Source organism: Streptomyces sp. NPDC043896 (genome assembly GCF_056435605.1).
This window is the reverse complement of sequence record NZ_JBWKEE010000003.1, coordinates 339,271-359,764: the sequence shown is the minus strand read 5'-3', so window position 1 is coordinate 359,764 and position 20,494 is coordinate 339,271. Positions and strand designations below refer to the sequence as shown.

General features: G+C 74.5%; 21 protein-coding genes. 14 read left to right on the top strand and 7 right to left on the bottom strand.

Features of this window, described 5'->3' with window-relative positions:
• Nucleotides 1–10: 10 nt before the first annotated feature.
• The 3 genes from AC069X_RS06280 to AC069X_RS06270 form a co-directional block, all read right to left on the bottom strand.
• Nucleotides 11–1,036, bottom strand: a complete 1,026-nt coding sequence (locus AC069X_RS06280; protein WP_478725657.1) for a PHP domain-containing protein — start codon at nucleotides 1,034–1,036, stop codon at nucleotides 11–13.
• A gap of 68 nt (nucleotides 1,037–1,104) precedes the next feature.
• The gene (locus tag AC069X_RS06275; RefSeq protein WP_478725786.1) at nucleotides 1,105–1,911 is read right to left on the bottom strand and encodes a VOC family protein; all 807 of its coding nucleotides are present in this window, start codon (nucleotides 1,909–1,911) and stop codon (nucleotides 1,105–1,107) included.
• A 104-nt stretch (nucleotides 1,912–2,015) separates the two neighbouring features.
• Nucleotides 2,016–2,564: an HPP family protein gene (locus tag AC069X_RS06270; RefSeq protein WP_478725656.1), complete on the bottom strand. Its 549-nt coding sequence runs from the start codon at nucleotides 2,562–2,564 to the stop codon at nucleotides 2,016–2,018.
• A 273-nt stretch (nucleotides 2,565–2,837) separates the two neighbouring features.
• Between AC069X_RS06270 and AC069X_RS06265 the strand changes: the two genes are divergently transcribed.
• From AC069X_RS06265 to AC069X_RS06220, 10 genes are all read left to right on the top strand, one after another.
• Nucleotides 2,838–3,338 carry a cupin domain-containing protein gene (locus AC069X_RS06265; protein ID WP_478725654.1) on the top strand — a complete coding sequence of 167 codons (501 nt, stop codon included), beginning with the start codon at nucleotides 2,838–2,840 and terminating at the stop codon, nucleotides 3,336–3,338.
• A 181-nt stretch (nucleotides 3,339–3,519) separates the two neighbouring features.
• Complete coding sequence (locus tag AC069X_RS06260; RefSeq protein ID WP_478725652.1) at nucleotides 3,520–4,485, top strand: isopenicillin N synthase family dioxygenase; 966 nt, start codon at nucleotides 3,520–3,522, stop codon at nucleotides 4,483–4,485.
• A 47-nt stretch (nucleotides 4,486–4,532) separates the two neighbouring features.
• Nucleotides 4,533–5,066, top strand: coding sequence for a GNAT family N-acetyltransferase (locus AC069X_RS06255; RefSeq protein WP_478725651.1), 534 nt, complete (start codon nucleotides 4,533–4,535; stop codon nucleotides 5,064–5,066).
• 145 nt (nucleotides 5,067–5,211) lie between these two features.
• A complete protein-coding gene (locus tag AC069X_RS06250) occupies nucleotides 5,212–6,573 on the top strand; it encodes an FAD-dependent oxidoreductase (protein ID WP_478725649.1) in 1,362 nt (453 codons plus the stop codon).
• A 240-nt stretch (nucleotides 6,574–6,813) separates the two neighbouring features.
• Nucleotides 6,814–7,017, top strand: coding sequence for a cold-shock protein (locus tag AC069X_RS06245; protein ID WP_362458472.1), 204 nt, complete (start codon nucleotides 6,814–6,816; stop codon nucleotides 7,015–7,017).
• Nucleotides 7,018–7,144: 127 nt separating this feature from the next.
• Nucleotides 7,145–8,551: a VWA domain-containing protein gene (locus AC069X_RS06240; protein ID WP_478725784.1), complete on the top strand. Its 1,407-nt coding sequence runs from the start codon at nucleotides 7,145–7,147 to the stop codon at nucleotides 8,549–8,551.
• A gap of 135 nt (nucleotides 8,552–8,686) precedes the next feature.
• Complete coding sequence (locus AC069X_RS06235) at nucleotides 8,687–9,451, top strand: hypothetical protein (protein ID WP_478725646.1); 765 nt, start codon at nucleotides 8,687–8,689, stop codon at nucleotides 9,449–9,451.
• Nucleotides 9,448–9,819: a peptidase inhibitor family I36 protein gene (locus tag AC069X_RS06230; protein WP_478725644.1), complete on the top strand. Its 372-nt coding sequence runs from the start codon at nucleotides 9,448–9,450 to the stop codon at nucleotides 9,817–9,819. Before AC069X_RS06235 ends, AC069X_RS06230 begins: the two co-directional genes overlap by 4 nt.
• A gap of 85 nt (nucleotides 9,820–9,904) precedes the next feature.
• Nucleotides 9,905–10,549, top strand: coding sequence for a HutD/Ves family protein (locus tag AC069X_RS06225; RefSeq protein ID WP_478725642.1), 645 nt, complete (start codon nucleotides 9,905–9,907; stop codon nucleotides 10,547–10,549).
• Nucleotides 10,550–10,603: 54 nt separating this feature from the next.
• A complete protein-coding gene (locus AC069X_RS06220) occupies nucleotides 10,604–11,476 on the top strand; it encodes an RNA polymerase sigma-70 factor (RefSeq protein ID WP_478725641.1) in 873 nt (290 codons plus the stop codon).
• 4 nt (nucleotides 11,477–11,480) lie between these two features.
• Here the strand turns inward: AC069X_RS06220 and AC069X_RS06215 are convergent, their stop codons facing one another.
• Nucleotides 11,481–12,053 (bottom strand): YdeI/OmpD-associated family protein, encoded by a 573-nt coding sequence (locus AC069X_RS06215; protein ID WP_478725639.1) that lies wholly within the window; start codon nucleotides 12,051–12,053, stop codon nucleotides 11,481–11,483.
• A 217-nt stretch (nucleotides 12,054–12,270) separates the two neighbouring features.
• Here AC069X_RS06215 and AC069X_RS06210 point away from each other — a divergent pair, with 217 nt between their 5' ends.
• The 3 genes from AC069X_RS06210 (at nucleotide 12,271) to AC069X_RS06200 (ending at nucleotide 17,142) form a co-directional block, all read left to right on the top strand.
• On the top strand, nucleotides 12,271–13,230 hold the full coding sequence (locus tag AC069X_RS06210) for a PLP-dependent cysteine synthase family protein (RefSeq protein WP_478725637.1): 960 nt from the start codon (nucleotides 12,271–12,273) through the stop codon (nucleotides 13,228–13,230).
• Between the two features lie 91 nt (nucleotides 13,231–13,321).
• On the top strand, nucleotides 13,322–15,880 hold the full coding sequence (locus AC069X_RS06205) for an ATP-grasp domain-containing protein (RefSeq protein WP_478725635.1): 2,559 nt from the start codon (nucleotides 13,322–13,324) through the stop codon (nucleotides 15,878–15,880).
• On the top strand, nucleotides 15,877–17,142 hold the full coding sequence (locus tag AC069X_RS06200) for an MFS transporter (RefSeq protein WP_478725633.1): 1,266 nt from the start codon (nucleotides 15,877–15,879) through the stop codon (nucleotides 17,140–17,142). The genes AC069X_RS06205 and AC069X_RS06200 overlap by 4 nt, the downstream gene beginning before the upstream one ends.
• A 119-nt stretch (nucleotides 17,143–17,261) precedes the next feature.
• Here the strand turns inward: AC069X_RS06200 and AC069X_RS06195 are convergent, their stop codons facing one another.
• Both AC069X_RS06195 and AC069X_RS06190 read right to left on the bottom strand, forming a co-directional pair.
• A complete protein-coding gene (locus AC069X_RS06195; RefSeq protein ID WP_478725631.1) occupies nucleotides 17,262–18,167 on the bottom strand; it encodes a carbonic anhydrase in 906 nt (301 codons plus the stop codon).
• A gap of 123 nt (nucleotides 18,168–18,290) precedes the next feature.
• The gene (locus AC069X_RS06190; RefSeq protein WP_478725629.1) at nucleotides 18,291–18,524 is read right to left on the bottom strand and encodes a DUF6296 family protein; all 234 of its coding nucleotides are present in this window, start codon (nucleotides 18,522–18,524) and stop codon (nucleotides 18,291–18,293) included.
• A gap of 100 nt (nucleotides 18,525–18,624) precedes the next feature.
• On the opposite strand from AC069X_RS06190, the gene AC069X_RS06185 reads away from it, so the two are divergent.
• A complete protein-coding gene (locus AC069X_RS06185) occupies nucleotides 18,625–19,062 on the top strand; it encodes an MmpS family transport accessory protein (RefSeq protein ID WP_478725627.1) in 438 nt (145 codons plus the stop codon).
• An 81-nt stretch (nucleotides 19,063–19,143) separates the two neighbouring features.
• Here AC069X_RS06185 and AC069X_RS06180 read toward each other — a convergent pair whose 3' ends face one another.
• Nucleotides 19,144–20,436 carry an amidohydrolase gene (locus AC069X_RS06180; protein WP_478725625.1) on the bottom strand — a complete coding sequence of 431 codons (1,293 nt, stop codon included), beginning with the start codon at nucleotides 20,434–20,436 and terminating at the stop codon, nucleotides 19,144–19,146.
• Nucleotides 20,437–20,494 lie beyond the last annotated feature (58 nt).

Here is a 20,494-nt window from a genome sequence, read left to right as displayed (position 1 = left end):
CGGCCGCGCCCTACCGGGAGTCCGTCCAGGCGAGCAGCCGGTCGGCGGGCCAGGTGTTGACGACGCGTTCGGCCGGCACCCCGCACTCCGCCGCCCGTACGCAGCCCAGGATCTGCCAGTCCAGCTGCCCCGGGGCGTGCGCGTCCGTGTCGACCGCGAAGAAGGTGCCCGCCGCGACGGCCAGCCGCAGCAGCCGCCGGGGCGGATCGAGCCGTTCGGGGCGGCTGTTGATCTCCACGGCGGTGCCGGACTCCGCGCACGCCGCGAACACGGCCTCGGCGTCGAAGGCCGACTCGGGGCGGGTCCGGCCGGTGACGAGCCGCCCCGTGCAGTGACCGAGGACGTCCATCAGGGGATTGCGGACGGCCTTGAGCAGCCGCCGCGTCATGGCGGGCGACTCCATCCGCAGCTTCGAGTGGACGGATCCCACCACCAGGTCGAGCCGGTCCAGCAGCTCCGGCTCCTGGTCGAGGGAGCCGTCGAGGAGGATGTCGCACTCGATGCCGGTGAGCAGCCGGAAGGGGGCCCACCGCTCGTTCAGTTCGGCCACCACCCGAAGCTGTTCGCGCAGCCGCTCCGGCGAGAGGCCACGGGCGACCTTCAGGCTCGGCGAGTGGTCCGTGAGCACCGCCCACTCGTGCCCCAGGGCGGCTGCCGCCCGTCCCATCGCCTCGATCGGGCTCCCGCCGTCCGACCAGTCCGAGTGCAGGTGGCAGTCCCCGCGCAGGGCGGCGCGCAGCGCGGTGGCGGCGGGCGGGGCGGGCGGCCCCGCCGGCATCGCCGCGGCCTCCTCCTCCAGGACGCCCAGGTACTCGGGGATCCCGCCGGCCAGCGCCTCGCGCACCACCTTCGCGGTCTTCGGCCCGATGCCCTTGACCGCCTCCAGCGATCCGGCGGCGGCCCGCTCGGCGGTCTCCCGCTCACCCATGCGGGCGACGGCCGCCGCCGCCGTACGGAAGGCCCGCACCCGGTAGGTCGGGGCCTGCGCGCGCTCCAGCAGGAAGGCGATCCGGTCCAGCGCCGCCACCGGCTCCATGACGCACCTCCTCCGGACACCCCCAGTCTCCCCGCGCCCCCGGGGACCGGCGAGCGGGCCCGCTCCCGTCAGCCGGCGGCGCGGTCCGCCCCGGATCCCGCGCCGGTGTCCGGGGCGTCCGGTCCGGCCCCCGCTCCCGGCGCCGCGATCCGCTCGGTGAGCGTGAAGAGGGCGCCGTCCGGGTCGCGGAGCGTCAGCGAGCGCTCCGCGGCGTCCGAAGTGATCACCGAGACCGTGCGCCCGCCGAGGTCCAGGGCCGCCTCGACGGCGTCGTCCAGGTCCGCCACCCGGAAGTGGACGTGCCAGCGGGGCCGCGTGTGCGGGGTGTACGCGCCCGGCTCCACCGGGCCGCCGTCCAGCCGTGCCACCGGCTCGCCGTTCTGCCGCAGCACGACCCGTTCCTCCTCGTACGAGACCTCGCAGCACCCCGCCCGGCCCGTGGCCCATTCCAGCACCTCGCCGTAGAACAGCGCGGCGTCGAAGGCGTTCCTGGTCCGCAGCTCCAGCCAGGCCGGGGCGGGTCCCACGCCGACCCGCCAGTCCGAGGAGACGGGCCCCTGCCAGATCCCGAAGACCGCCCCGTCGGGGTCGGCAACCAGCGCGGCCCGCCCGCCCCCGGGGAAGGAGACCGGGCCCACCGCCACCGTCCCGACGCGCTCGCGGATCCGCGAGGCGGCGACGTCGGCGTCGTCCACCGCGAAGTAGGGCGTCCAGGCGACGGGCACCGCCAGATCAGTGGCCAGCGCCCCGATGCCGGCCACCGGTACGCCGTCCAGCACGGCCACCGAGAAGGCCGAGCCGAGCCGGGCCCGGCGGAAGCCCCACCCCACGACCGCCCCGTAGAAGCGCTGGGACGCCTCCAGGTCGCGGGCCATCAGACTCACCCAGCACGGGGCCCCGAAGACGTCCTTCGCAGAAATTTCCACACACAAGGAGTAGCGTCCGTGCCCCCTCGCCACCGAGCAGGCGCGCCCGCAGGTCACCACCAGTACGCGGGGTACCTCGGCGCCGTACGGCGGATGCGGGAACCGGCGTATCCGGTGAGGACCAGCAGCACGGTGGATCCGAAGAGCAGCGGCACGAACCGGGCGGGCGCGGGCGTCTGGAGCACCGTCACCACGGCGGTGGCCACGGCCGGGGAGTGCGGCGTGCGGGCCAGCGTCAGCAGGGCCAGGGTGAGCCCGGCCGCGACGGCCGCGGCCCAGGCGCTGCTGCCCGCCACGGCCAGGACCGCGAAACCGCACGCCGCGCCCAGCAGGTGCCCGATGACCACCCCGCGCGGCTGGGCCAGCGGCAGGGTGGGGGCGCTGTGCACCAGCGCGGCGCTCGCCGCCAGCGGGGGTATCAGCACCGGCTCGTGGATGGCCGCGCCGATCGCGACGAGGCCCAGCAGCACGGTGGTCGCGGCGCTGACGCTGTGGAAGGCTGCCGCCGCGCTCGGCCGGGCGGGGGCCCGGGGCGAGAGCAGGCGCCTGCGGGGCGAGGGGACGGGAGCGGGAGCGGTGGCGGTGGTGGTGCGGGAGGGCATACGGGGGCAGGTTTCCGGTACGGGCGGGGGAGGGAGGCAGGAGCGGCCGCGCCCGTACGGTGATCGACCGCCGGCCGGGCCTCACGTCCGATCCGGGTGAGGACGGCGCAATCCGGACACGACCCTACCGCCCGCGCGTCCGGCGGCGGCGATGGGGGTGCAGGCCGGGGGAGTGCACGCAGTCGGGACGCAAAGAGCGGATCGGCCGGAATCGGCCGGGCTTGATCGTGTATGACTGCGGAGGCACGTGCTCGAGGCAGGGAAGGACCAGCAATGACGACACACCCCCACCTCACCGGGATCCTCACGGACCTCGACGCGGTGATCGCCGGAGCCCCCGCCGAAGCGACCGGCGCCCTGTGGCGGCTGACCGGAGCCGGGCGCGGCCTGGACTCCAACCTGATCCGGCTGCGTCCCGGCGCGGCCATCGCCGAGCACGCCGAGCCCGCCCTCGACGTCCTGCTCGTCGTGGTGGAGGGCGGCGGGCGCATCGAGACCGAGGACGGGGCGCACCGGCTGCGCCCGCACACCGCCTGCTGGCTCGCGCGCGGTGCCCGGCGCTCGCTGACCGCCGGCCCGCAGGGGCTGACGTACCTGACCGTCCACACCCGGCGCCCCGGCCTCGGCATCGGCGGCCCCGAGCGCACGCCCGGCCCCACCGAGGGCGGCGAGACGGCGTGCCTGTCGCACCGGGTCTGCCCGGACTGCGGCCGGCTCGCCACCGAGGCGGGCGCCCGCTACTGCTCCCGCTGCGGCACCGGCCTGCCGGACTGACAGGCCGCGCCGGCCCCGGGCGCGGGGGCCGCGTACCCGTCCACCGGGCGCGGAGGCCGCGTACCGTCCACCGGGCGCGGGTCCCCGTCCGGAGTACGCGCCGCCGTGCGCCTGCCCCCGCGGGCCCGGAAGCCCTACGCTCGGTGCCGGACGCCCGGCCCCTTCCGGAAGGCAGGTCCCCATGGCCACCACCCAGGTTCCCGTCATCGACCTCGGCCCGTGGCGCTCCGGTGAGCCCGCCGCCCGTGCACGGACCGCCGCACGCGTCGACGAGGCGCTCCAGGCGGCCGGCTTCCTCCTGGTCACCGGGCACGGGGTGGACCCGGCCCTGCCCGCGGCGATCCGCGAGGCCGCGCGCGCCTTCTTCCGGCTGCCGCCCGGGGCGAAGGAGCCGTACGCGGTCGGTGTCGGCGGACGCGGCTGGCTCGGCCCCGGTGCGGAGGCCAACAGCTACGCGGAGGGGACGGCCTCGCCGCCCGACCTGAAGGAGTCCTGGTCCTGCGCGGCCGAGGACCCGACGGGCGTGCCCTCGGTGGACGCCGAGTGGTTCCGGCCGAACACCTGGCCCGCCGAGGTGCCGCGGCTGCGGCCGCTGGTGGCCGAGTACCTGACCGCGATGCGGGCCCTCTCCGACGAACTGCTGGAGCTGCTGGCGGTGGCGCTGGCCCTGCCCGGGGACCACTTCACCCGGTACACCGGCCACCCCACCTGGGGGTTCAACGTCAACTGGTACCCGGGCGCCGAGGTGGTCGGCCCGCCGCTGCCCGGCCAGTTCCGCATCGGGCCGCACACCGACTTCGGGACGGTGACCGTCCTGGACCGGGAGCGGGGCGCGGGCGGCCTCCAGATCCACACCGACGAGGGGGGCTGGCAGGACGCCCCCTGGGACCCGGCGGCGCTCACCGTCAACATCGGCGACCTGCTGGCCCGGTGGACCGGCGACCGGTGGCGGGCGGGCCGCCACCGGGTGCTGCCGCCGCCCGCGCACGCGCCGGCCGAGGAACTGATCTCGCTGGTCTACTTCTACGAGTGCGACGCGCACACCCGCGTCGAGTCCCTGCCCGCCCCGGTCGGCCGGGTGGCGCACGAGCCGGTCGACTCGCACGTGTACCTGCGCGCGAAGCTCGACGCCATCAGCGTGTCCTGAGCCGGCCCGATTACCCCTGGTCGGACCGTGTTCGGCAGGATGTGCGCATGACCGAGATCCGTACCCCCCGCCTCCTCCTCCGCCGCTGGACCGACGACGACCTCGTCCCCCTCTCGGAGATCCACGCAGACCCGGACGTGATGCGCTGGATCGGCGACGGGTCCCCGCTCGACCTCGACCGGACCGCCGAGGCCATCGAGCGCTGGGAGGAGGAGTGGGACGACGAGGGCTTCGGCCTGTTCGCCGTGGAGCTCCTCGCCTCCGGGGAGCTGATCGGGGCCGTGGGGCTGTCCGCGGCGGACGACCTGCCCGAGACCCGGCACCAGGTGCAGGTCCTCTGGCGTCTGGGCCGGCCCTTCTGGGGGCAGGGCTACGCATCCGAAGCGGCCCAGGCCGCCCTGGAGTTCGCCCTTCAGGACCGGGGCCTGGACCGGGTCGTCGCCGTCAACCGCGTCGGCAACGAGGAGTCCGAGAACGTGATCCGCAAGCTCGGCATGGAGCGCGACGGGGAGACGGCGGACCCGGAGACCGGCGCCCGGCTCAGCCTCTACGGCATCGACCTCACCGAGTACGAGGCCTGAGCCCGCCGTCAGCCAAAAGTCAGGCTTTGGCAAGCCATAAGATTCGATTATGGGGTCATAACCCGGGGGCGGGTGCCGGGTTAGGGTGGCCTTAGTTTAGGGTTTCCTTGATCAGTCAGATTGTCGGTCGAAGGGAAACCCAGTCATGCCTCGCTCTCTGCGGGTAGCAATCGTCGGTGCCGGCCCCGCCGGGATCTACGCGGCCGACGCGCTGCTGAAGTCCGAGGCGGCGGCCGACCCCGGCGTGTCCATCGACATCTTCGAGCGGATGCCCGCACCCTTCGGCCTGATCCGCTACGGCGTCGCCCCCGACCACCCCCGCATCAAGGGCATCATCACCGCCCTGCACCAGGTGCTCGACAAGCCGCAGGTCCGCCTCTTCGGCAACGTCGACTACCCGAACGACATCTCGCTCGACGAGCTGCGCTCCTTCTACGACGCGGTCGTCTTCTCCACCGGCGCCACCGCCGACCGTGCCCTGCGCATCCCGGGCGTCGAACTCGACGGCTCCTACGGCGCTGCCGACTTCGTCTCCTGGTACGACGGCCACCCCGACGTGCCGCGCACCTGGCCGCTGGAGGCCGAGAAGGTCGCCGTCCTCGGCGTCGGCAACGTCGCCCTCGACGTGGCCCGCATCCTCGCCAAGACGGCCGACGAACTGCTTCCGACCGAGATCCCGGCGAACGTCTACGACGGCCTGAAGGCCAACAAGGCCCTGGAGGTGCACGTCTTCGGCCGCCGCGGCCCGGCGCAGGCGAAGTTCAGCCCGATGGAGCTGCGCGAGCTCGACCACTCGCCCAACATCGAGGTGATCGTCAACCCCGAGGACATCGAGTACGACGAGGGCTCGATCGCCGAGCGGCGCAAGAACAAGCAGACCGACATGGTCGCCAAGACCCTGGAGAACTGGGCGATCCGCGACATCGGCGACCGCCCGCACAAGCTCTTCCTGCACTTCTTCGAGTCCCCGGCCGAGATCCTCGGAGAGGACGGCAAGGTCGTGGGCCTGCGCACCGAGCGCACCGAGCTGGACGGCACCGGAAACGTCAAGGGCACCGGCGAGTTCACCACCTGGGACGTCCAGTCCGTCTACCGCGCCGTCGGCTACCTCTCGGACGAACTGCCCAAGCTGCCCTGGGACGTGGAGTCCGGCACGGTGCCCGACGAGGGCGGCCGCGTCATCGAGAACGGCGAGCACCTCGCCTCGACGTACGTCACCGGCTGGATCCGGCGCGGCCCGATCGGCCTGATCGGCCACACCAAGGGCGACGCGAACGAGACCGTCGCCAACCTGCTGGCCGACCACGCCGCGGGGCGCCTGCTGACCCCCGCCGCCCCCGAGCCGGAGGCCGTCGAGGCGTTCCTCGCCGAGCGCGGCACCCGCTACACGACCTGGGACGGCTGGTACAAGCTCGACGCCGCGGAGAAGGCGCTGGGTGAGCCGCAGGGCCGCGAGCGCGTGAAGATCGTGGAGCGCGAGGGGATGCTCGACGCCAGCGGCGCGTGAGACAGGGGTGGGGCCCGCCGGCGGCGGGCCCCACCGGCGTCCGGGCCGACGGGTTCCGCAGCCGATCCGAAGGATCCGTACACCCGATCGACGTAACGCTCTGCATCTGGGAGGTGGCCCTGTGCTACGGTCCTGGCAGTTGCAGGTGTGGTTCCCAGAGATCTTCGGACGGGTCAATCATCACGGCGACTCCGGATCCGCACAGTGCGGTTCCGGGTATGGCCCCGAAGGAGAATCGATATGGCGTCCGGCACCGTGAAGTGGTTCAACGCGGAAAAGGGCTTCGGCTTCATCGAGCAGGACGGCGGCGGCGCCGACGTGTTCGCCCACTACTCGAACATCGCCACCCAGGGCTACCGGGAGCTCCAGGAGGGCCAGAAGGTGGTCTTCGACGTCACCCAGGGCCAGAAGGGCCCGCAGGCCGAGAACATCGTGCCCGCCTGAGCCCACGCCGTCCCTTCGGCGTCACCCGGGGCCCGCACCTGTCGGTGCGGGCCCCGGCGTCATGCCTTCCCGGCCGATTCGGGCACGCGGGACGGGCCCACCGGGCAGACTGTCCGGCGTGACGACTATGAGCAAGGGCGCCAACCTCCCGGTGGCCGCCACCTCCGTCAGGGCCGTCCTCGGCTGGTCCGCCGGGCCGGGGGTACCCGACGTGGACGCCTCCGCGCTGCTCCTGGCAGCCACCGGACGGGTCCGCTCCGACGGGGACTTCGTCTTCTACAACCAGCCCCGGCACGCCTCGGGGGCCGTACGCCACCTCGGCAAGCGGCCCGGCGCGGACACCCTCGACGTCGACCTCGCCGCCCTCGAAGGGGACGTCGAGCGGGTCGTGCTCTGCGCCTCCGCCGACGGCGGCACCTTCGGCCGCGTCCCCGGACTGCACCTGTGCCTCCTCGACGCCGTCTCCGGTGCCGAACTGGCCCGCTTCGACATGGAGGCCGGCCCGGAGACCGCCTTCGTGAGCGGCGAGCTCTACCGGCGGGCCGGGGCGTGGAAGTTCCGGGCCGTCGGCCAGGGGTACGCCAGCGGACTCGCGGGACTCGCCACGGACTACGGCATCACCGTGGACGACGCGCCGCCACCGGTACCGGTCACCGAGCCCACCCCGCTGCCCGCGCCGGTGACCACGCCCACCCCCGCGCCGCGGCCCGTCCCGGCGCCCGTCCGGGCTCCCGCGCCGGCGCCCGCCGCCGGGGAGGCGGCCGTACGGCTGGTCAAGGGCGAGGAGTGGCTCCCCGAGGACATGCGGGGCCGGCTGTCGCTGCGCAAGAAGCAGGTCGCCGTCAGCCTGAGCAAGGCCGGGGCCAAGGGGGCGACCGCCCGCGTGGTCCTCGTCCTCGACGCCTCGGGATCGATGAGCACCCTCTACGCCCGCGGGACCGTCGCGCGCGTGGTGGAGCGGATGGCGGCCGTCGCCGCGCAGCTCGACGACGACGGCGAGATGCAGGCCTGGACCTTCGCCACCAACCCCGCCCGGCTGCCGGACCTCGCCATCGGCGATCTGCCCGAGTGGCTGCGCCTGCACGTACGCGTCGGCCAGATGAGCCTCTTCGGCCGCAAGAAGCCCCCCAGGGGCCTCGTGCCCGGCCAGGTGGACATGCGGCAGGTCGGCTTCCAGAACGAGGAGCAGAAGGTCATCGCCGAGGTACGGGACTTCGTACGCTCCCACCCGGCGTCGGCCCCCACCCTGGTCCTCTTCTTCTCCGACGGCGGGGTGTACCGCAACGACGAGATCGAGCGGGAGCTGCGGGCGGCCGTGGAGGAGCCGGTGTTCTGGCAGTTCGTCGGTCTCGGCCGGGCCGGCTTCGGCGTGCTGGAGCGCTTCGACACCATGCCGGGGCGCCGCGTCGACAACGTCGGCTTCTTCGCCGTGGACGACATCGACACGGTCTCGGACCAGGACCTGTACGACCGGCTCCTGTCGGAGTTCCCGTCCTGGCTGCGGGCGGCCCGGCAGGCGGGCATCCTGCGCTGACCCGGCCGTTGCCGCGCACCCGCCCGCGCCGCCGGGCCGGGTGTGCAGCAACGTTTCCCCGGGTGAAACCCGCCGCCAGTCGGGTGAGCCGGGGCGGCCCGCCCTGTCGCGCGGGGCCTCGGGCGACTAGACAGCGTGTCTGTGATCAAGGAACTGCCCGGGTCCCGTACGCGCCGCCGGTTACCCGCCGCCGGCCGCTCGCGGGCCGCCGCGGCGGCCCGGCCGGCCCTGACGGCCCCGACCGCCGTGACGGCCACCGCCGGGGCGGCGCCGACCGCCGCGGCGACCCCAGCCGTGGCGGCCCCTACCGTCGTGGCGACCCCAGCCATGGCGGCGCCGAGCGCCGTGGCGAGGCCCGCCCTTCGGGCGGCGGCCCGCGTTCTCCTGACGGCCTGTGCGCCGGTGGCGGCCTGCGCGTTGCTGACGGGCTGCGCCGGTGGGGACCGCCGGCCCGCCCCTGACCCGGACGAGCTGATCAAGGCCGCCACGCAGCGCCTCACCGACGCGTGCCTGACCCGCCAGAGGCTCGTACCGCCCCGCGGCGGGCCGGGCCGCCCGCAGGGCGCCGCGGACCCTCGGGTCAGTGCGGCCCTGTTCGGTGCGGGTCCGGCGGAGCTGTCGCTCGCGCTCCCCACCGGCCACGTCGTACGCGCCCACACCGACGGCTGCCTCGCCGCCGCGCAGCAGCGGCTCTACGGCGACCAGCCCGGCTGGTTCCGCGCCTCGGTCGTCGTCAACAACCTGCGGCCCGAAGCCGATCACACCCACCGCGACCTCGCCGAGGTCCGGGCCCGCCACCGCGCCGAGATCGCCGCCTGGGAGCGGCTGCGCGCCCGCGCCGTCACCGAAGCCACGACCGTGCTCACGTCACCACCACCGAAGGGAAACCCACCCGCATGAAGCGCCTCACCACCCTCCTCGCGACGGCCCTGATGGCCACCGCCGGGATCCTCGCCACCTCCGCCGCCGCCGAGGCGGCGGACTGCCGCAGCGGCTACTTCTGCGTCTGGACGAACGCCAACTTCGACGGTCTGAAGATCGAGCACAGCGGCGACGACCACTGGTGGGAGGGCGACATGTTCAAGTACGACTCCTCCTGGGCCAACCACGGCGTCTCCGGCCCCGGCGTGAAGGACCACGTCAAGGTGTACGAGGGCCGCAAGCTGCTGGGCCGGGTCACCCTCTGTCTGGCCCCCGGCCAGGAGGTCGGCTACCACGGAGGCGCCAACGACCAGGGCGGCTCCCACACCTGGACCAGCGGCTGCTGACGCCCCCCGGATAGGCTCGGCCTCCGCCGCCCGCGTCCGTACCGCCCGCCGGGCGGTACGGACCCGAGGGAAGGAAGACCCCGCCATGCCCGGCCCCGCCGAGATCCGCATCCTGCGCGCCGCCGACCGGACGGCCTCTGCCTGGAAGAACGGGGGCGGGGTCACCCGCGAGATCACGGCCCGTCCCGAGAACGCCGGGACCGCCGGCTTCGACTGGCGCGTCAGCCTCGCCGAGGTGGCCGCCGACGGCCCCTTCTCGCGCTTCCCCGGCATCGACCGGATCCTCACCCTCGCCGAGGGCGAGGGGATGGACCTCACCGTCGGCGACGTACGGCGGCGCGTGGACGAGCGGTACGCGCCCCAGCACTTCCCTGGGGACCGGCCCACCGGCTGCCGCCTGCTGGGCGGCCCCGTCGTGAACCTCAACGTGATGTACGACCGGGACCGGATCCGGGCCCGCGTCGCCGTCGTCCGGGGCGAACTCGCCCTCGCCGCACGGCCGGACGAGACCCTGCTGGTCGTCGCCCTCGAAGGCCCGGCGGCCCTCCACCGCCCGGACGCGCCCACCGCCCGGACCGAACTCGGCCGCTACGACGCCGCCCTGCTCCGGGCGGTCCCGAACTGTGTGATCAGCGCAGAGGGACGCGTGGCCGTCGTGGCAGCGCGGGAGACGGCCGGGAAGCCCGCCCGGCACGATCTCACCGGCCAGCGGCTGCGCCCCCTCGGCTGAGTCCGTGCCGGGGAGGGGTGGCAGGAGCCCGCGTACGCCGGGCAGAATCGAACGGTGATCACGACCGAATCCGAAGCGGACCCCTTCAACGAACACCGAAGGCTGCTGTTCGCCACCGCCTACCGCATGCTGGGGACCGTCAGCGACGCCGAGGACATCGTCCAGGACGCCTGGCTGACCTGGAACAAGGCCGACCGGTCGGAGGTCCGCCACCCCAAGGCGTACCTCGTGCGCACGGTCACCAACCTCTCCCTGAACCGGCTCACCTCCGCCCGGGCCACCCGGGAGGAGTACGTCGGCCCCTGGCTCCCCGAACCCCTGCTCACCGAACCCGACGTGGCGCAGGAGCGGGAGCTCGCCGAGAGCGTCTCCACGGCGATGCTGGTCGTCCTGGAGACGCTGGGCCCCGTGGAGCGGGCCGTCTTCGTGCTGCGCGAGGTCTTCGGCTACTCGCACGCCGAGATCGCCGGCTTCCTGGAGCGCCCGGAGCCGGCGGTCCGGCAGATCTCCCACCGCGCCCGCAAGCACGTCGCGGAGCGCCGCCACCGCTACGACTGCGACAGCGCGGAACGCGAACGGATCACCGAGCGCTTCCTGAGCGCCTGCGCCGGGGGAGACCTGAACGCCGTCCTGGAGATGCTCGCCCCCGACGTCACCGCCTGGTCCGACGGCGGCGGCAAGGTCACCGCCGGCCGCAGGCCGATCCACGGCGCCGACCACGTGGGCCGGTTCCTGCTCGGCGTGCTGGCCAAGCCGGACATGGCCGGGGTCACCGTCGTCCCGGCGGTCATCAACGGCGAGCTCGGCGTCCTCGCCCTGGCGGGGGAGGAGCCGATCGGGTCGCTCACCTACGACCTGGAGAACGGCCTGATGCGCAACATCCGCATCCAGGTCAACCCCGACAAGCTGGCGGGCCTGCGCCGCTGACGGCCTAGGGGGTGTTGCGCAGCAGCGTGTCGAGGGCCCTGCCGAGGCGGGCCCGGCGGGTCTCGGGGGTGAGGGCCTGGAGCAGGGGCAGCACCAGCTGGTAGCGGCCGGTGCTGCCGAGGGCCTCGAACGCGGCCCGGGCGCGGGGGTCCGCCTCCAGGGCGGCCGCCAGGTCGGGCGGGACCTCCGCCGTGCGCTGTGACGCGTACGCCGCCGCCCACCGTCCGTCGGCCTGCGCCCGGCGGACCTCCGCGAGCCCCGGCTCCCGCATCCGGCCGGCCGCCGTCAGCTCCGCGACCTTGTCGACGTTCACCCGCGACCACAGGCTCCGGGCGCGGCGCGGCACGTACTTCTGGAGGTAGTACCGCTCGTCGTACGAGCGACGCTGGCCGGAGATCCAGCCGTAGCACAGCCCGATGTCCACCAGCTCGTCGTCGGTGACCGACGGGATGCCGGACTTCTTCTTCGCCACCTTGATCCATACGCCCCCGGTGCGGGTGTGGTGCCGGTCCAGCCAGCCCTCGAAGGCGGTGGCATCCGCGAAGGCGATGACCTCCACGCCGTTGATCTCGTCCATGCGGCCAGGCTAACCGTGCCGGGCCCGTACCGCCCCGCCCCTTTCGCCCAAACCCCTTGTCTCCCCGGCCCGTTCGCCCCCGGGGCCGCTCTCCCGCGGCCGTGAACCGCGCGCGAGCGGGACCCGAGGGGGGCCCGAGCCGGGCACCAACCGCGCGCAACCCGGCCTGGCTACCTTGCAGGGACCCACCGCACGTCCAGCACCAAAGGGGACGCTCGTGAACCACGCGCGCACCACCCGCCGCATCGCGGCATCGTTCGACGACCTCGTAGGCGACACCCCGCTGTTCGAGCTCCAGCTCGACGGCCTGCCCGCGACCGCGCGGGTCCTCGCCAAGCTGGAGGCGGCCAACCCGCTGTCCAGCATCAAGGACCGCGCCGCCCTCTTCATGCTGAGGGCCGCCGAGGAGTCCGGCGCCCTCCGGCCCGGGGCCACCGTCATCGAGTCCACCTCCGGCAACACCGGCATCGCCCTGGCCGCGCTCGCCGCCGCCCGCGGCTACCGCTGTCTGATCGTGCTGCCCTCCAACTCCTCCCGCGAACGCGTCCTGACGCTGCGCATGCTGGGGGCCGAGGTCGAGTTCACCGACCACACCCTCGGCTTCGCCGCCTGCGTCGAGCACGCCGAGAAGCTGCACGCCGGGATGCCGGGCTCCTGGTACGCGCGCCAGCACGAGAACCCGGACAACGTCCGCGCCCACTACGAGACGACCGGCCCCGAGATCTGGCGCGACACCGAAGGCCGGGTCGACTACCTGGTGTGCGGCGTCGGCACCGGCGGCACCCTCACCGGCACCGCCCGCTACCTGCGCGAGCGCAACCCGGACCTGAAGGTGGTCGCGGCCGAGCCCGCCGGCTCCGCACTGCTCTCCGGCGGCGAGCCCGGCCCGCACCGCATCCCGGGCCTCAACGGCGGCTTCATCAGCCCCGTCACCGACGTGCACCTCATCGACGAGGTCGTCGTGGTCGGCGACGCCGACGCCGCCGCCACCACGCGCGCCATCGCCGCCCGCTCCGGGCTCCTCGTCGGGATCTCCGCGGGCGCGGCCGCGTACGCCTGCCTCGAACTCTCCCGTCGGCACGACCTGTCGGACGCGGTCGTGGCGACCGTCTTCCCCGACAGCGGCGAGCGCTACCTCAGCTGGTGGCCGGAAACGGAATCCGCCGGCTCCCGGTGAGCCCGGCCCACCCGCCCCGCCTTCCCACCCCCCGTCCCCACCCGAGCCCGAGCCCGAACATCCCTGCCGCCGCAGGGGGAGAAGAGAGAGAATGAACCCCGAGCGCACCCTGCTGCTCGTCGGTGCGACCGACGAGACCGTGCGGAAGGCCCACGGTCTGGGACTGAGCGTGCTGCTGCTCCAGCACCCGACCAAGGTCAGCGAGGAGCAGAACCGGCTCGCCGCGGCCGTCGAGGTCGTGGACTTCACGGAGTGGGAGCAGATCGAACCCCTGGTCCGGGCCTGGCACGAGAGCCCCGGCTTCGCCGCCGCCGTCTCCCTGACCGAGCCGGGGCTGGAGAACGCGGGCCGGATCAACGATCTGTACGGGCTCGGGGGTACCGGCTACGAGGTCACCGCCCGCATCCGCGACAAGGCCGCGATGCGCCGCTACGTCGCCGAGCACGACCCCGAACACGCCGTGGGCGCCCGCTCCCTGAAGGCCCGTGAGGAACTGGACGCCTTCGGCGCCGAGTACGGGTTCCCCTTCATCGTCAAGCCCGTCGACGCCACCGCGAGCATCGGCGTCATGCGCGTGGAGGGCCCGGAGGACGCCGACCGCGTCTGGGCCGAGGTCACCCGGCTCTCCGGCACCCGGACGGACCGGGTCTCCTCGCTGTTCGTCCTGAAGGACTTCCTGATGGAGGAATTCCTGGACGGACCGGAGTTCAGCGTCGAGTCCTTCAGCTTCGGCGGCCGCCACGTCATCGTCACGGTCACCGAGAAGTTCACCGCCGACGGCCACTTCGCCGAACTCGGCCACGCCGTCCCGGCCCGGCTGTCCGACGCCGACGACGAGGCGATACGCGAGGGCATACGCGGCTTCCTCGACGTGATGGGCCTGCGCGACGGCGTCTGCCACACCGAGGTCCGCCTCACCGCCCGGGGCCCGCGCGTCATCGAGGGCCACAACCGGATCGGCGGCGACTCCATCCCCGAACTGGTGCGCAGCGCCTTCGGCGTCGACCTCGTCACCCTCGCCGTCGGCCACCCCTTCGGCCTGGTCGAGGAGCTCCCCGACCGGCCGCGGGCCCACGGCGGCGCCAGCGTCCGCGCCATGATCGGCACCCCCGGCACCCGGGTCGAGTCCGTCGGCGGGATCGAGGAGGCGCGCGCCGCCGAGGGCGTCATCTCCGTCACCCCGAGCGCCAGGCCCGGCGACGAGGTGCGGGTCCTCAAGGACAACTGGGACCGGCTCGGCCTGATCGCCGTCGCCGCCGAGGACACCTCGGCCGCGATCCGCCGGGGCGCCGAGGTGATCCGCGAGCACGTCCGGATCACCCTCGCCGGCCCGGACGGGGAGACCGTCCTCGCCCAGCCGTCCGAGATCGCCCCCCGCGAGAACCTGCTGATCCTGCACCGCAACCCGCTGGAGCCGTTCCCGTACCGCTCCTGGCTGCCCGACCACACCGGCGACATCGTCGTCCTCGCCGCCCGCGACAAGATCGAGCTCGCGGGCGAGAAGGTACCGGACGGCGACCTCGGCTACACCCGCCTGGAGATCTTCGACGACTTCGACGCGGAGGAGGTCGACGCCCGCGCCGTCGAACTCATCGCCGAGCACGGCATCACGGGCATCACCGCCCTGCACGAGGCGGACATGCTGCGCGCCGCACGGCTGCGCGAGCGGTTCGGACTGCGCGGCGCCTGGCACGACGACGTGATGCCCTTCCGCGACAAGGCGCTGATGAAGACCCGCGCCCAGGCCTCCGGCATCGACGTCGCCGCCTGGGTCCAGGCCCGCACCGCCGACCAGGCGCGCGAGTTCGCGGCCGCCGAGGGCTTCCCCGTCGTCTTCAAGGAGCGGTCCGGCTTCAACGCCGTCGGCCTGCGGATCCTGCACGACGAGGCCTCCTTCGAGGAGTGCCTGACGGAGGTCTACGGCGCGGGCGAGCGCGACGACGTCCTCCTGGAGGACTTCGTCCCGGGCCGCATGTGCCACGTCGACGGAGTGGTGCGCGACGGCAGGGTCGCGATGGCCTGGCCCTCGCAGTACCAGTACGACCTGTCCTCCTTCGCCTCCGACCCGGGCCCCCGCATCGACCTCACCCTCGACGAGGACGACCCGGTCACCCCGCGCCTGCTCGACCTCGCGGAGCGGGTCCTCGCCGCGCTGGCCCCCGAGGGGTCCCGGCTGCGCGACCACGCCTTCCACATGGAGGTCTTCCACACCCCGGACGACCGGCTCGTGATGTGCGAGATCGCCTGCCGTCCCGGCGGCGCCAAGATCCGCGAGGTCTTCCACAGCCTGTTCGGCGTGCACCTCGGCGGGTACGCCGTGCGCGCCGAGGCCGGCCACGAACTCCAGCCCGCCGTACGGCGCGGAGGCGACGCCGCCGGGCTGCCCCGGCCGCGCCACATGGCCGGGCAGCTGCTGATGATGAAGCGTCCCGGACTCGTGCGCCGGCTGCCCGCGCCGCCGCAGGACGACTGGCTCGCCGGCTTCTGGCTCTACGCCGAGGAGGGCCAGGTCATCGCCCCGGCCTCCGGCTCCTCCGACTTCCTCGCGGCCGCCGTGGGCACCGGGCCGGACCGCGCCGAGGTCGAGCGCCGCCTGCGCGGGCTCGGCGAGTGGGTGCGCGAACAGAGCGTGATCGGCGACGCGTCATGACGGGGGCCCGCCTGTCGGCGAAGTCGCGGTACATGCTGGGCATGGTCGTCGACGCCACCGGCGCCGGCATGTACCTGCCCCTGTCCCTGCTCTACTTCCACCACGTGACGGGGCTGCCGCTCACCCAGGTGGGCACCCTGATGACGGCGGCGGCCGTGATCGGCCTCGTCAGCAACCCGGCGGCGGGCGTCCTCATCGACCGGTTCGGCGCCAAGGCCGTCGTCACCGGCGGGTACCTGCTGCGGGCCGCGGGCTTCTGCACGTACCCGCTCGTGGACAACGGCTACACGATGTTCGCCGTGATCCTGCTCGTCGCGCTCGGCGACACCTCGTACCCGCCCGCGATCCAGTCGTTCATCGCCGAGTTCGTCCAGGGCACCGAGCGGGACAAGCTGCTCGCCGCGCAGCGCAGTCTGCGCAACGCCGGTCTGGGCGTGGGCGGTCTGGTCGCGGGCGGGGTCCTGGCCCTCGGCAGCGACGCGTTCTACTACGTGATCGTGTTCGGGACCGCGGCCGGGTACCTGCTGGCGGCCGTCTGCTTCGGCTCGATCCCGATCTCGAAGTCGGCGGCCCCGGCCGCCCGGACCTCCCGCAAGGGCGGCTACCGGCTGGTGGCCCGCAACCGGCCGTTCCTCGCCCTGACCCTGCTGAACGTGCCGACCGCGTTCGGCTACACGGTCCTCGCGATCGGCATCCCGGCGTACGTCACCCAGGACCTGGGCGCCTCGACCTCCCTGGTCGGCGTCCTGTACGCCGTCAACACCGTCGGGATCGCGCTGCTCCAGATCCCGGTCACCCGGGCGCTCGTCGCCTTCCGCCGCTCCCGCGCGGTGGCCCTGGGCGCGGGGGTGTTCGCCGCCTCGTTCGTGGTGTTCGCCGTGCTCGCCGCGGTGGGCGACAAGACGGTCATCCTGATCGGCATCTTCGCCGCGACGGCCCTGTTCACGGCGGGCGAGCTGATGCACGGCGCCACGGCTTCGGCCCTGTGCGCGCAGGCCGCGCCGGAGGAGACGCGGGGCCGGCACCTCGCCGTGTACCAGCTCTCCTGGGCGGTCCCCAGCGCGCTGGCCCCCGCCGTCCTGACGGCGCTGCTCACCCTGTCGCCGACGGCGATGTGGGTGGTGCTCGCGGCGGGCGCGACCGTCTCGGCGCTGGGCGTCCTGCGGCTGGAGCCGAAGCTGCCCGAGGAGGCGGTGTACCCGCGTCCGCGCGCGGTGCCGAGCACGGGCACGAGCACGCCGGCCGAGCCCGCGGCGGCCTGACGCCGCCGGCACGGTCGTGGTCACGGTCCCGGTACCAGTACCGGGACCGTGCCCGAGCCCCTTGCCGGGCCGCGTTCCCCGCGGCCCGGCAAGGGGCTTTCCGCGCGTCCGGGGCTCCGTCAGGAGGGGCTGCCCATGGGCATGGTGCCCATCGGGGCGCGGGTCCCCGTCGGCTCCCCGCCGACCGGCGGGCTCACCGCGGGGCTCGCCGGGCGACTCGCCGACGGGCTTCCCGACGGACTCGCCGAAGGGCTGGGCGCGGCCGAAGCCGCGGGGGCACCCGTGAGGACCTCCACCTCGCCGGTGTCGAGGGAGTAGTAGCCGCCGACCACCACGACCGTCCCCTTCGCGACCATGGGGGCCAGGTCCGCGTTGGCGCGCAGGTCGTCCGCCGTCAGCTTCACCTGGGCTCGGATCATCCGGTCGACGGGGTCGCCCGAACCGCCCTCCCTGGCCACCTGCTCGTACGCCGGCCGCAGGGCCCGCGCGATCGCCTGGAGGTTGCCCGGCAGGGTCTTCCCGTCGCGCATCGCCTTGTACGCGGCGTCGATGGCGCCGCAGCGCTGGTGCCCCAGTACGAAGATCAGCGGGGTGCCGCCGGTCACCGGACCGAACTCGACGGAGCCGGTGACCACCGGGCCCACCGCCTGGCCGCCGGTGCGCAGCACGTACAGGTCGCCGAGCCCGGTGTCGAAGAGCAGCTCGGGCGGCACCCGTGAGTCGATGCAGGAGAGGACCACCCCGAACGGTTCCTGGCTCTGGGCGACCAGCTGACGCCGCGTGGGGTCCCGGTCGGGGTGCTGGAGCGATCCGCTGACCCAGCGCTCGTTGCCCTGCATCAGCCGGGCGAAGGCGGCGTCCGGCGTGGTGGGCGCCGCGTTCGGCGCGGCGGCCTCGGGCCGGCCCTTCGTTCCGGCGCCCGGTACGGTGCCCGGCGCCGCCGTGCACGCCGAGAGCGCGCCCGCGAGGGCCGTCAGGCCGCCCGCGAGCAGCGCCTTGCGGCGCGGAAGTCCTGCCCTGTCCATCGCCCGTTCCTCCGATCCGTCGTGACCCTGGCGACTATCGGACGGAACGCGGGGGGTACCGGCGCAGGCACGAGCGGGCGCGGCCCCGGTTCCCACCGTCGGCGCACACCCGTCCGCGACCGGTCAGGACTCGGGCAGCCGGCGCGCCCCGGTGGGGTGGGAGAGGGCCTGGTGGCCGCCCGAGGGCAGCATGCGGACCTCGTCCCGGTCGCTGATCTCCGCGCGGACGATGCCGGTGGCGTCGGCGTACACCGGGTGGCCGCCCGGTCCGGCCGACTCGGTGCGCTCCACGATCACCGTGTCCCGGCCCGTCCCGTCGCCGCCGGGAAACGTCAGCTCGTACCGTCGGACGCTCATGTCTCCATGGTGGGCCGCCGCCCTCCGCCCCGCCTTTTGACTTTACCTTTACTTTGCGATTGTGTACGGGGTGTCAGCTTGCACCATCCGAAGGACCACCGTGAACACGCCCCGCCTCGCCCGTACCGGCGCCCTCGCCGCCACCCTCCTGCTCGCCGTGACGGCCTGCTCCGCCTCGGAAGCGGCCGACGCCGCCGCCGACGCCGCCGTCGACCAGGTCGACAAGGCGGTGGACGAGAAGTACGAGGTCACGTACGAGGTCACCGGCAAGGGCGCCGCCTCCGTCAGCTTCGCCGCCGGTGCCGGGACCGCCACCGAACCGCAGCACGAGACGGTGGACGCCCCGGCCCTGCCGTGGACCCGGACCGTCACCCTGCGCGGCATCATGCCGCCCACCGTCCTGCCGGTCGCGGCGGAGGGCTCCGAGGGCCAGGTCACCTGCAAGATCACCTACAAGGGCAAGGTCATCGCCGAGCAGTCCGGCGAGGCCCTCACGGCCGCGGGCGGCTGCATCGCCGTCTCGCCCGTCGCCGGATAGCCCGCAGGCCCCGTACGCCCCCTGCCCGGCGGGCGCGCGGCCCCGCCGGAGCCGGGTGACGGTACGCGGCACCCGGGCCGTTCACCCCGTCGGCCCCGGCCCGGCCAGGCAGGCCAGGGCCGCCGCCGTCAGCGCCTCCACCCCCGCCGGAAGGGCCGTGCGCACGTCCGGGGCGAAGTCCGGGGCGTGGTTGGCGGGCAGGGCCGCCAGCTTCCCGGCCGCGCCCTCCCCGGGCGCCGCCGTCCAGGCGGCCGGCCCGATCACCCCCAGCATCCAGTAGGCGAGCCGCACCCCCGTCGCGCCGTGGACGGACGCCCCCGCGTCGCCGAAGAGCCCGAAGTCCTCCGTGGCCAGGGACGGCGGCCACATCGCCACCCGCTCCGCACCCAGCCGCGCCGTGTGCGCGGCGCGGACGGCCGCCGTCGTGGCCGGGTCGGGGTGCGTGACGGGGGAGGAGACCTCGCGGACGATCTCCGGCTCCCGGGGGCAGCCCGAGGCGGCGCACTCGGCGCGCACGATCCGCTCGACCGCCTCCGCCGCCCGCCCGAGCGCGGCCTCGCCGGCCGCCCGTACGGTGATCCCCAGCTCGGCCCGGTCGGGCACGACGTTGGCCCGCTCGCCGGCCCGCAGCGAGCCCACCGTCACGGCGACCTGTTCCGAGGGCGCCGCTTCCCGGGCCACCACCGTCTGGAGCCGCGTGACCACGTGCGCCGCCGTCACCACCGGGTCCACCGTCAGGTGCGGGGCGCCCGCGTGACCGCCGCGCCCGTGCACCACGACCCGGAACGTCACGCTCCCGGCGGTCATGGGCCCGTACCCGTGCGCCACCATCCCGGCGGGCAGCGGGGCGGCGTGCTGCGCGAGGACGGCGTCCGGGCGGCCGGCGCGCTCGTACAGCCCGTCGGCCAGCATCGCCCGTGCCCCCTCCAGGGTCTCCTCCGCGGGCTGTCCCACCACCACGAGCGTTCCCCGCCAGGTCCCGGTGTCCGCCGCCAGCAGCGAGGCCGTTCCGGCGGCGGCCGCCAGGTGGAGGTCGTGCCCGCAGGCGTGCGCCGCCGGGCCCTCGCTCGCGTAGGGCAGGCCCGTGGCCTCCCGGACCGGCAGCGCGTCCAGCTCGGCGCGCAGCATGACGGTCGGCCCCGCACCCCGTCGCAGTACCCCGGCCACGCCGTGCCCGCCGATCCCGCGCGTGATCGCGTACCCGGCGGACTCCAGCCAGCCGGCGAACCGGGCGGCCGTGCGCTCCTCCTCGCCCGAGAGCTCGGGGTGGCGGTGCAGGTCCAGGTACAGGGTGGTCAACGGCCGCAGCAGGGACGGGAGTCCGGGAAGCCCGGGCGCGGGGGCCGGCGCGGGCGCGGAGGCGGAGGCGGTCATGACGACCATGCTCGGCCACCGGCTCCGGTGGGGACTGTCAAGCCGCTGACACTTTCTG

Coding starts and splice junctions, on each gene's coding strand:
- AC069X_RS06280 (WP_478725657.1), bottom strand. CDS start 1,036: ATGGAGCCGGTGGCGGCGCTGGACCGGATCGCCTTCCTGCTGGAGCGC.
- AC069X_RS06275 (WP_478725786.1), bottom strand. CDS start 1,911: ATGGCCCGCGACCTGGAGGCGTCCCAGCGCTTCTACGGGGCGGTCGTG.
- AC069X_RS06270 (WP_478725656.1), bottom strand. CDS start 2,564: ATGCCCTCCCGCACCACCACCGCCACCGCTCCCGCTCCCGTCCCCTCG.
- AC069X_RS06265 (WP_478725654.1), top strand. CDS start 2,838: ATGACGACACACCCCCACCTCACCGGGATCCTCACGGACCTCGACGCG.
- AC069X_RS06260 (WP_478725652.1), top strand. CDS start 3,520: ATGGCCACCACCCAGGTTCCCGTCATCGACCTCGGCCCGTGGCGCTCC.
- AC069X_RS06255 (WP_478725651.1), top strand. CDS start 4,533: ATGACCGAGATCCGTACCCCCCGCCTCCTCCTCCGCCGCTGGACCGAC.
- AC069X_RS06250 (WP_478725649.1), top strand. CDS start 5,212: ATGCCTCGCTCTCTGCGGGTAGCAATCGTCGGTGCCGGCCCCGCCGGG.
- AC069X_RS06245 (WP_362458472.1), top strand. CDS start 6,814: ATGGCGTCCGGCACCGTGAAGTGGTTCAACGCGGAAAAGGGCTTCGGC.
- AC069X_RS06240 (WP_478725784.1), top strand. CDS start 7,145: ATGAGCAAGGGCGCCAACCTCCCGGTGGCCGCCACCTCCGTCAGGGCC.
- AC069X_RS06230 (WP_478725644.1), top strand. CDS start 9,448: ATGAAGCGCCTCACCACCCTCCTCGCGACGGCCCTGATGGCCACCGCC.
- AC069X_RS06225 (WP_478725642.1), top strand. CDS start 9,905: ATGCCCGGCCCCGCCGAGATCCGCATCCTGCGCGCCGCCGACCGGACG.
- AC069X_RS06215 (WP_478725639.1), bottom strand. CDS start 12,053: ATGGACGAGATCAACGGCGTGGAGGTCATCGCCTTCGCGGATGCCACC.
- AC069X_RS06205 (WP_478725635.1), top strand. CDS start 13,322: ATGAACCCCGAGCGCACCCTGCTGCTCGTCGGTGCGACCGACGAGACC.
- AC069X_RS06200 (WP_478725633.1), top strand. CDS start 15,877: ATGACGGGGGCCCGCCTGTCGGCGAAGTCGCGGTACATGCTGGGCATG.
- AC069X_RS06195 (WP_478725631.1), bottom strand. CDS start 18,167: ATGGACAGGGCAGGACTTCCGCGCCGCAAGGCGCTGCTCGCGGGCGGC.
- AC069X_RS06190 (WP_478725629.1), bottom strand. CDS start 18,524: ATGAGCGTCCGACGGTACGAGCTGACGTTTCCCGGCGGCGACGGGACG.
- AC069X_RS06180 (WP_478725625.1), bottom strand. CDS start 20,436: ATGACCGCCTCCGCCTCCGCGCCCGCGCCGGCCCCCGCGCCCGGGCTT.